Below are 10,002 nucleotides of genomic sequence, written 5' to 3' on the forward strand. Positions count from 1 at the left end.
GGCTCACCGTCCGGCCCGGACGGTGAGCCCTTCTGTCACCTCGGCCGACCCGTCCGGGCGGCGGCTCGGGGCCTGTTCGGGGTCAGAGCGCTTCCCGGTTCGGCCGGGCGGCCTCTCCCGACTTGTGGACGGGCGGCAGAACGCTCCACGGGAAGTTGATCCACGCGTCCGTGCGCTTCCACACGTACTCGCACCTGACGAGGGAGTGCGGCTTCTCGTAGATCACCGCGGAGCGCACCTCGGCGACGTGCTCGACGCAGAAGTCGTGCACGAGCTTGAGGGTCTTGCCGGTGTCGGCGACGTCGTCGGCGATCAGCACCTTCTTGTCGGTGAAGTCGATCGCGTTGGGGACGGGCGCCAGCATGACCGGCATCTCCAGCGTCTCGCCCACGCCCGTGTAGAACTCCACGTTCACGAGGTGGAGGTTCTTGCAGTCGAGCGCGTAGGCGAGCCCGCCGGCCACGAAGACGCCCCCGCGGGCGATGGACAGCACGATGTCCGGCTCGAACCCGTCGTCGGCGATCGTCTGCGCGAGCTCGCGGACGGCGACGCCGAACTGCTCGTAGGTCAGGTTCTCCCGCTCGTCCGCGGCGCTCATACCTGCGTCCGGTGGAAGTCGATGAAGGAGCGGGAGGCGGTCGGACCGCGCTGCCCCTGGTACCGCGAGCCGTAGCGCTCACTGCCGTACGGGGACTCGGCGGGCGAGCTGAGCCGGAACATGCACAGCTGTCCGATCTTCATCCCCGGCCACAGCTTGATCGGCAGGGTCGCGAGGTTGGACAGCTCCAGCGTCACGTGGCCCGAGAACCCGGGGTCGATGAACCCCGCGGTGGAGTGGGTGACGAGCCCCAGCCGCCCCAGCGAGCTCTTGCCTTCGAGCCGGGACGCGAGATCGTCGGGCAGCGTGATGACCTCGTACGTGCTGGCGAGCACGAACTCCCCGGGGTGGAGGATGAACGGCTCGTCGCCCTCGGGCTCCACCAGCCGGGTCAGGTCGGCCTGCTCGACGGAGGGGTCGATGTGGGGGTACCGGTGGTTCTCGAACACCCGGAAGAACCGGTCGAGGCGTACGTCGATGCTGGACGGCTGCACCATGGATTCGTCGTAGGGATCGATCCGCACCCGCCCGGCGTCGATCTCGGCCCGGATGTCCTTGTCTGAGAGAAGCACGTCCCGAGGATACGCAAGGCGCGCGGACCCACCACCATCGTGGCGTCTCCGCGCGCCTGCCACCACGGTCCGCTACTGCCGCTGATGCCCGATGCTGACCGGCACCGAACTGCGCAGCCGCGCGCAGCGCGGACACCGGACGAGCCGCCCGGGACCGAGTCGCTCGGCCTGCTGCATCGGGAACGAGGTGGTGTTGAACACGTGCCCATCGGCACAGCGGACGACGGTGCGCTCCATCAAGTCCTGGAGTCCCTTCCCCATAAGAGGCGCGTCCGGCCGGGATGCCCGGACGCCAAAAGCCACATTACGGGATGAAGCGGGTGACTCTCCAGGACCCGTCTCACCCACCGGTCCCTCGCTTCACGCCTCCACGGTACGCCTCAACTCCCGCCCCACACACCCCTGTCACACCCTCTGAAACGCACGGGGGCCCCGCGGCTTCAGCGCCGGGGGCCTGGCATGAGGTACAGTGAGCGAGCATTCGGACACCGGATCAATCGGCGTCTTACGCGGGTGTAGTTTAATGGTAGAACATCAGCTTCCCAAGCTGAGAGCGCGAGTTCGATTCTCGTCACCCGCTCCACGATGAAGGCCCAGGTCGTAGACCCGGGCCTTTTTGCTTTCCGTCGTGATCAGTTGCCGCGTGCCGGATCCGTGCCAGAACGCTGATCGTCTGGATCACCGGTGTCTTCTTCCGGCCCGGCCGCAACTTCCCGGCGGTCCTTCCGGACCGTCGCATTCCGACGACCTCCGGGGCCCTGCGCCACCGCCGCCCGAAGGTGCTGCCTGATGGCCTTGCCGGGGATGTCGACCTCGAACGATCGGCTGGGAGCGCAGCGCAGCGAACCCCGGAAGTCTGGTTGGGGCTTCATCCTGTTGGGCTTCGCTGTTGTCCTGGATGCACTGCCGAGGCTGGACGGATGGTCCTGCGGTGGGCTCGGACCTCGCTGCCGTAACCATGATTCTCGTCGTGCTCGGCGGACTGCTTCAGTTCCTTGGCGGACCCGCGCTACGGACAGCCCGACTCTTGACATCACCAGCTGCCACCGACAAGCCCGAACCACACCGGGCAACAGCGAACGCCAGCGGTGTGCCGGAAGGCGCCCGTGCCACTCTCGTGCCGGAACGGACGGGAAACCGCGGGGAATCAGGGGAACCGGCGGCGCACGCGGCCCGGGTCTTGCCGTAGGCGAACTTGCCCCGGGGATCCGCAGGTCCCGCCTCGCGGCGGTTCCTTGCCCGTCCTGGATCGCGACTCCTCACGCCTTGGAACGGCACTTCACCACCGCTTCCCCGTACTGGGCCGCGTGCGCGTAGAACGCCCGCAGCGCCCGGTGCGTGATGGCGAAGGTGTGTGACGTCTCGGGCTCCGCGGTCATCCCGCCGTAGCCGGGCAGCAGCCGGTCCCTGGCGAGGTCCCACAGTGCGTCGAAGTCGGCGTGCTCCAGGAATCCGGCCACCCGGCGGGTCTGGGCCGCCGTGAGGACCAGCAACGGCGGCTCGCGCCGGTCGGTGCGGAACACGGGGCGGCCGCCGAGCACCACCTGGGCCTGGGGCCGCACCTCCGGAGCCTCGGACGGAGCGCCGGTGTAGATGCGCTCCTGGTCCAGACAACACGCGTCCAGGACCTCCTCGGGGCTCCGGCCGGCCAGGTGACGGAGGGACTCCACGTCGCTCGCGAAAAGCCGCTCCAGCCAGGCCGGGCTGTTGCGCAGTGCCGGAGCCGGCACCGCTCGCAGACGGAGGTACGTACTCATGACAGAGGGAGCGCACGGGAGTGCCGAAACATCACACGCCGCAACGGTGCCGGGAGACGGGAGCGGCCGCTCGCCTCAGGTCTGTCCGGTCCTCTCCGCGCCGCTCACGGGGGAGTTGTGAACGGCACGGAGAGGGGGTCGGGGGCGGCCTGTGGCGCCATGACCGGTGAGGATCGCCGCTACCGGTGCAGTACCGAGCTCGCCCACCTCTCCAGCGCGGGGCCTGCTGGAAGCGTCACCCGGTTCGGACGGCACCGGTCCCGCTCCGGCGCAGTCGTGCCTGCCGAATCCAGCGGCTGAGGACTGGGAGACGGGTGGTACCGGACAGAGCTCCTGGGCGTTGTGACGTTTCCGTGGGAGCGTGCGCTGATTGTCGTGGGGCCGTCGTTGCGACCGGAGCGCGGCGGACAGCGGGAAATCGCTTGTGATCGGTGCGAACGAGGGCAATCTTGGGCCAGGTACGGCAACCTCGGCGTGTTCAGGAGTACGACGGGGAGCTGGGTGCGGCGGTCGTGCGCGCGCAGCGCGGCGACGAGAGTGCCTTCGCGGTCGCCTACCGGATCGTGCAGCCGGGCCTTCTGGGCTACCTGCGGGTTATCGTCGGCGACGAGGCGGAGGACGTGGCGTCCGACGCCTGGCTGGAGATAGCCCGCGACCTCGGACGCTTCAAGGGGGACGGCGCCGGCTTTCGCGGCTGGACCGCAACCATCGCCCGGCACCGGGCGCTGGATCACCTGCGTCGTCGGCGGGTGCGGCCCCAGGCCGGCGGTACCGACCAGGACGTACTGGATCTGGCCGGCCCGTACAACACTCATGAGCAGGCTCTGGAGTCCCTCTCCACGGAGTGGGCTCTGGAGCTGATCCGTGGACTGCCGCAGGACCAGGCGGAGGCCGTGCTGCTGCGGGTCGTGGTCGGTCTGGACGGTCCTGCCGCCGCGCGCGTCCTGGGCAAGCGGCCGGGTGCGGTGCGCACAGCCGCCCACCGGGGCCTGAAACGCCTCGCCCGTCAGCTGGGTATCGGTGGCGAGGCGGAGGAGGGTGTGACGGATGTGGCTTCCCGCGCGCTGGGGGAGTCGACGTGAACGGCAACCGCGGCAGGATCGACCGGAAGGCGTTGGAGCCGGCATGACGGACGAACCGAAGCGGTCGGACAGGAACGGAAACGGACATGGGTGAACGGCTGAGCGGCGACGGGGTGGGGGGCCGTCGACGTGTGCGGCCCGGCGGCACCCTGTCGGACCCTCGGGACGCGGGTGAGGACACCGTGACTGGGGACGCCGCGCTGGAGACGGCGCTGGCCGCCGCCGTCCGTGCGGGTGATCCCGGGGCACAGGGCGAGCAGCAGGCCGTGGCCGCGTTCCGGGCCGTCCGCGCCGCGGGTGCGCACCGTGCACGTACCCGGCGCCGGGACGACTGGCGGCCGGCAGCCGAGCGGCGGGCGCGGCGCCCGGTCAGGCTGACGTTCGGCGTGGTCTTCGCCAGCCTTGCCCTGGGCGGTGTGGCGGTCGCGGCCATCGGTTCCGTCGGCCCCTCCACCGAGGGTGCCGGACAGGGCCGACGCACGGCGAACCCGTCGGCGGCCGCCTCGAACCGGCCGGAAGGCGCGGCCTCGGCATCGTCCTCCGGCAAGGCCCGGCCGACGGACCGGCCCGCCACCGCCCAGGACACCGAAGCCCACTGCCGTGCCTACGACCAGGTCCAGGGCCATGGCAAGGCGCTCGGCGCGACGGCCTGGCAGAGGTTGATCGCGGCGGCCGGCGGTACGGACAAGGTGGCCGCCTACTGCGCCGAACGGCTGGCAGGCGCGGCGGCCGAGCCGAGCCACTCGACCGGCTCGGGCAAGTCCGGCAGGAGCGCCGGGAACTCCGCCGCAGGCACAGCGGGCGGCACCGCCGCTGCCGGCAACGGCCAGGCGAACGGCGGGCAGGGCAACGGCAAGAACAAGTAGCCCGCCCGGCGACCCCCGAGGGCGGGCTGTGGTGGTCGGCAGCGGTGTGACCGCGGCGGACACAGGACCACACCCTGGTCGGCCGAGACGAGGGAAGAGACCCTCCCGAGCCGAGAGGCACGTCCGGGTGCCGTCACCCAGTTCGATGTGCATCGGCGACGCACCGTTCGGGAACCCCAGATGTCCAGGCATCCGGCTCGTGGAAGCGACAACGCAGACGCATTCCTCTCCTGCCGTCCGGCGCTGTGCCCTCGGCGTGCCCGGAAGGGCGGTCAACCACGGTCGAAGGGAGTGCGATCCGACCGGGACAGCCACCTTGCGCGACTTGAGGGACGGGGCATGCCTGTCAGCCCTCGGTCAGGGTCTCACCCAACCCTGCAGCAGTCCCCGATGACGTCATCCACCACGTGTGACGTCCGGCCGGGCCTTTGCGCTGCATAAGTGCCGCCTGTTGATCAAGGCGCCGGCGGTGACGAGCAACACGCCCTTTCGATCTGCTCGTCGTGCCTTCTGCGTAGCTCACTCGCAGACGTCCTGCTGAAGGAAGCGACCGAATACTTGCACATAAAACAGTTCGCAGAACGAACAGCACTTTCCGCTGCCCTGGGCCTCTCGCTCCTCGGCTTCGGAACGGCCACGGCCGCCGCGGACACCAGCACCTCACTGCCCATCAGCTCATATCGTGACACCGCTGTCGACGCAGTTCATCAACACGTGTTTCTCAGCGACCCGTTCGGTGGCAACGTCGTGGTGACGGACTACTCCGGCCAGGTCCTGAAGCAGTTCAGCGGTGAGGCCGGCGCCTGGGGAATGGCGCTTTCCGACGACGCGAAGACGCTGTATGTGGCACTGCGCGACGCCGGCGCGATCGCCGCGATCGACACCGCCACGCTGCAGGAGACCGCCCGGTACGACACCGGCACCGGCGCGGGCGCCTACGCCGGCCCGACCTCGCTGGCGCTGGCCGGGGGGAGGATCTGGTTCGGCTACGGCATCGACACCTGGAACGGCGCCCTCGGCTCCCTGGACCTGAGCGGCACGCAGCCGGTCGTCACACGTGACCAGGGTCTCGGCACGTTCCGTGGCGCGCCCCTCCTGGCCGCCACGCCGCAGCATCCGGACACGCTCGTCGCCGCCGAGTCCGACGGCAACTACGCCACCGTGGCGGTGTACGACGTGAGCACCGGCCAGGCCGGCGTACAGGCCCAGCGGGTCGATCCAGGACCGGACGGATGCGAGAGTCTGCAGGACGTCGCTCTGACGCCGGACGCCCGGCAGGTTGTCGTCGCTTGCGCGGCGGCCCATTACCACCAGGTGTTGCGCACGGCCGACCTGTCGGACGACGGGATCTACGCCACCGGCTGGTCCCCCGATGCGGTGGCCATCGCCCCCGACGGCACGGTCGCGACGGGCGTCCACGGGACCTCCGGTCCCGACGTCCGGCTGTTCACGCCGGGCAGCTCCACGGCCTTTGCGGCCTGGGACTTCCCGCCGCCCTCCGATTACGCCACCACCACCCTCGAGTCCGCCGGCCTGGCCTGGGCCCCGGACGGGAGCCGGCTCTTCGCCGTGACCGAGGACAGCAACTCTTCGTCCCTGACGCTGCGGGTCCTGAACCATCCGCAGGTCGCCACCTCCGTCACCGTGCAGGCACCCGCTTCGTCACCCCGCAACCATGGCCTCACCCTCGCCGGAAAGCTCGAAGCGCCCGTGGGATTCGGCGCGGGGAGCACCGTCGACATCTGGCGGCTCGACGACCCCACGGCGGGTGAGGGCATGCTGATCGGGTCCGCGCCCGTCGCCGCGGACGGCACGTTCAGCTACACCGACCGTCCGAGGGCCAAGGGCGATGTCCAGTACACCGTCCAGTACTACGGAGACGCGCGTCACGCCTATGCCTTTGGTACGGCCACAGTCCACATCACCTCTGACTGAGTCCGTGCCGAAGACGAACCTGCGAGGTCCCGGAAACCCGGTGGATCCAAGGGGCCGTGGCACGCCGTGAGTTGACCGAACAGGAACGGTTTGCACAGGCGCTCGGCCGAGGTTTCCCGGCCGAGCGCTTTGCCGGCCACGACCGATCTGCGGAATCCGCTGCACGGTCCGACCGTGCCGCCGACATTCCAGGTCGACGGGGTGTGCATCTGCAAGAGCGCGCTGATCCCGGCGACTCGCACCATGCACGTCGACACCTGCATGCCTCATATGTCTGAAGGAGCCCTCCGCTCCCGGACTTCCCGGTGGCGGAGGGCTCCTTCGCGAGGTGCGGCCGACGGTTCAGCCGATGGTTGCGATGCCGTCGGTGGTGACGGTCGGGCGGCCCGCGGTGCCGACCACGACGATCTTCAGGGTGTGCTTGGCGGAGGTCGACCAGGTCTTGGTCCAGATCGCCTGGCGGTAGAGAGTGGTGGAGGACTTCAGGTCCACCGTGGTGACCTTGGTGCCGTCGACGTAGACGTACGCCTGGCCCGAGGTGGAGGCCCGCGAGACGATCCAGGCCACCGAGCGTCCGGTGAAGGTCCAGCTGATCGAGGCCCCGGCGGACGAGGAACCGTAGGAGTACCCGCCCAGGTAACTGGTGCTGCTCTTGTGCGTCCAGGTGCCGGTCCGGGTGGTGGAGGTCTCCTGGACGATGTTCGGCGTCCGGTAGACGGAGGCGGCGGTTGAGTTGCCGGCCACGTCGTACGCCTTCAGGGCGAACAGGTCCGACGTGCCGGGCTTGGCGCTGGCCGACCAGGAGGTCACCGTCGGGCCGAAGGTGGCCGAGGACGGCGAGGTCGCCGTGACTTTGGTGAGCGCCGCGTTGTCGGCGGCCTTCCAGGTCACCGTGACCGGGACAGAGGTGGAGTTCACCGTGCCGGTACGCACTTGCACTCCGGGAGCGGTCGGGAACGTGGGCGCGGTGGCGTCGCCGACCAGGGTGACCGAGCCGGAGAGCGTGGTCGCCCCTCGGACGTGCGTGGCGCGCACCTGGACGGTGTGGCTGCCGGAGGCGACCGAGACCGCGGCGGAGCGGGCGGAGCCGGAGGCGTGGGCCGCGGCCTTGCCGTCGACCAGGACGTCGAAGCCGGAGATCACCGCGGACGGCGTGGCGGTCGTCCAGCTCACCGTGGCCGCGCCCTTGGTGTAGTAGCTCGTCCCGGACTTGGCAGCCCCGCCGGACATCCCGGTGACGGAGACCGCGCCGACCGGGCCGGCCGCGTAGGAACGGATCGTGCTCAGGGCGTTGTAGAGCTGGTTGCCGGGGCAGTCGGTCGCGAAGCCGTTGCGGTGCCCGGAGATCGCGTTGAAGCTGTAGCTCTTGCCCAGGGTGAAGCCGTAGCTGTCGTCGGCGCCCTCGGGCAGAGACGCGGTGCCGGTGCCCGGGTTCACGCCGGTCATGCCGAACTTCCAGGCCGCGATGCGGGCGATGGAGCCCAGCATCGCCTGGCTCGGCGCGGCCCCGGTGAAGGTGCTGGCCGTGGAGTCGCCGCCGCTGAGGTCGGTGTACGTACCGATGGCGGCCACGCCCATGCTGTTGGTGTTGAACCCGTAGGTCTGGGCGCCGACTACGGGTAGCGCCATCCCACCGAAGCGGCCCTCGAAGATCGTCCCGCACTTGTCGACGAGGAAGTTGTAACCCAGGTCGCGCCAGCCCTGGTTGAGGTGCTCGGCGTAGATGCCGCGCACGATCGCCGGGGAGTCGGCGCAGGAGTAGTTGTTGGTGGTGTCCGTGTGGTGGACGAACATCGCCTTCACCGCCGAGCCGTACGACGGGTAACCCGATTCCCGCGCGCACTCGTCCGCGCCCCAGCCGGCCCGGGTCACCACGGTGGGCGGTGCCACCGTCGAGACGGTCGCGGCCGGCGTCGGGTCGGGCGGGGTCGCCGACGCGGACGGGGCGGCCGGGCAGGACGGGTACGCCTCGGACATCGTCGGAAGCTGGCTGGGCCAGGCCGTCGGGGACGCGCTCGGCGAGGTCGGGGCGGAGGTCCCGGCGGACGGGGTGGCGGAGGCGGAGTCCGTGGCCGTGGAGGTGTCTGTGGACGGCGCGGAGTCCGTCGCGGTCGGGGTGTCCGAGGCGCCGGTGCCCGTGGTGGCCGTCGCGGTGTCGGCCGGGGCGGAGCTGTCCGTCGGCGAGGCGGTGTCGGTGACCGTCGGGGAGGCGGTGTCGGTGACCGTCGCATCCATGGCGTAGTTCGCCAGTCCCATGCCGGAGTCCTGCGTCCCGCCGGTGGCGGGCTTGCCCGGATCGACCAGGTCCACCCGCAGCCCGGCGGGCAACGCGGTCGTCCTGCCCGCGCCGGTCACGCGGACCTGGATTCCGTTCGACGGCCCCGACCACATCGGGGACATCCCGCCGCGTACGCCGGGGCGGTTCAGCTCGGCGGCATCGGGGAGGTCGTCCGGCTGCTGCATCTTCAGCCACTGGGTCCAATGACCGTCGGTGGCGGAACGAGTACGTACCTCCACCGTGCCGCGCAACTTGGCGTGCGCGCCGTTCCAGGTGACACCGACCATGCTGAACGGGTCCGTGGACCGGGTCCCCAGCGTCTTGAGCGACGCATCTTCTCCGGTCAGGGACAGTGAGTGGACATGCGTCTTGATCGGTCCCTGCGCGGACGGCGCTCCATGGCCCGGTGAGCCTGCCAGGGCGACGGTCGCCGCAGCCACACCGCCACCGACGACCACCGCCCCCAACGCCACCCACGTCCGCTTCTTCGAACCGGATCGACGGCGACCGCGCCGGACGCTGTGTTCAGTTCTCATGCCCCACCCAGAAGATTTGTTGTCGTCATCAGTCATCGCTGGGCACAGCCGTCACCGGAGTGCCCTGGTATACCAGCGCACCCGACCGATCAAACATCACATTTCCAGGACTCGGGCAGGGACGGACGCACGCCGACGGCGGCTTTCGCGGCCCTTGCACGCCGGAAAGCGTGCGCGGACGGTCCGGGCACAGACGGACGTGAGACGCCGAGTTCACCTTGATCGGTCGTCACGTCGCCGGAGGAACTCCGGCACGGACACGACGCGTTGTCCGTGCCGGAGGCCGAGGCGTGTGGCCCCGCGCGGCGCCCTCAACTCCGGCCCGTCGACACCCTTTGGCGGGGGCGGCGGGCGCCCCCCGCCACCCCCCGCCGGGCG

Annotated in this window: 8 protein-coding genes and 1 tRNA gene; 4 read left to right on the forward strand and 5 right to left on the reverse strand. The window is 70.3% G+C overall.

The window, feature by feature from the left end; genetic code table 11:
• Positions 1-82 precede the first annotated feature (82 nt).
• From ABT085_RS38330 to ABT085_RS38340, 3 genes are all read right to left on the reverse strand, one after another.
• Positions 83-598 (reverse strand): phosphoribosyltransferase family protein, encoded by a 516-nt coding sequence (locus ABT085_RS38330; RefSeq protein WP_162468432.1) that lies wholly within the window; start codon positions 596-598, stop codon positions 83-85.
• Positions 595-1,170, reverse strand: coding sequence for a dCTP deaminase (dcd, locus tag ABT085_RS38335; RefSeq protein WP_162468433.1), 576 nt, complete (start codon positions 1,168-1,170; stop codon positions 595-597). The genes ABT085_RS38330 and dcd overlap by 4 nt, the downstream gene beginning before the upstream one ends.
• A 72-nt stretch (positions 1,171-1,242) precedes the next feature.
• The gene (locus ABT085_RS38340; protein ID WP_351619113.1) at positions 1,243-1,431 is read right to left on the reverse strand and encodes a hypothetical protein; all 189 of its coding nucleotides are present in this window, start codon (positions 1,429-1,431) and stop codon (positions 1,243-1,245) included.
• Between the two features lie 248 nt (positions 1,432-1,679).
• Here ABT085_RS38340 and ABT085_RS38345 point away from each other — a divergent pair.
• Positions 1,680-1,753: transfer RNA gene (locus ABT085_RS38345), tRNA-Gly, on the forward strand.
• 676 nt (positions 1,754-2,429) lie between these two features.
• Here the strand turns inward: ABT085_RS38345 and ABT085_RS38350 are convergent.
• Positions 2,430-2,927 carry a DUF1877 family protein gene (locus tag ABT085_RS38350; protein WP_351619116.1) on the reverse strand — a complete coding sequence of 166 codons (498 nt, stop codon included), beginning with the start codon at positions 2,925-2,927 and terminating at the stop codon, positions 2,430-2,432.
• Between the two features lie 449 nt (positions 2,928-3,376).
• Here ABT085_RS38350 and ABT085_RS38355 point away from each other — a divergent pair, with 449 nt between their 5' ends.
• The 3 genes from ABT085_RS38355 to ABT085_RS38365 all read left to right on the forward strand — a co-directional run bounded on the left by ABT085_RS38355 (position 3,377) and on the right by ABT085_RS38365 (position 6,810).
• Positions 3,377-4,009 carry an RNA polymerase sigma factor gene (locus ABT085_RS38355; RefSeq protein WP_351619119.1) on the forward strand — a complete coding sequence of 211 codons (633 nt, stop codon included), beginning with the start codon at positions 3,377-3,379 and terminating at the stop codon, positions 4,007-4,009.
• A gap of 182 nt (positions 4,010-4,191) precedes the next feature.
• On the forward strand, positions 4,192-4,875 hold the full coding sequence (locus ABT085_RS38360; RefSeq protein WP_351619121.1) for a hypothetical protein: 684 nt from the start codon (positions 4,192-4,194) through the stop codon (positions 4,873-4,875).
• 714 nt (positions 4,876-5,589) lie between these two features.
• Positions 5,590-6,810 carry a YncE family protein gene (locus ABT085_RS38365; RefSeq protein WP_351619124.1) on the forward strand — a complete coding sequence of 407 codons (1,221 nt, stop codon included), beginning with the start codon at positions 5,590-5,592 and terminating at the stop codon, positions 6,808-6,810.
• A gap of 342 nt (positions 6,811-7,152) precedes the next feature.
• On the opposite strand, the gene ABT085_RS38370 is transcribed toward ABT085_RS38365, so the two are convergent.
• Entirely contained in the window at positions 7,153-9,561 is a 2,409-nt protein-coding gene (locus tag ABT085_RS38370) for a peptidoglycan recognition protein family protein (protein ID WP_351619127.1), read from the reverse strand.
• Positions 9,562-10,002: the final 441 nt, after the last annotated feature.

The organism is Streptomyces sp. NPDC002265, assembly GCF_040296125.1.
Lineage (GTDB): Bacteria > Actinomycetota > Actinomycetes > Streptomycetales > Streptomycetaceae > Streptomyces.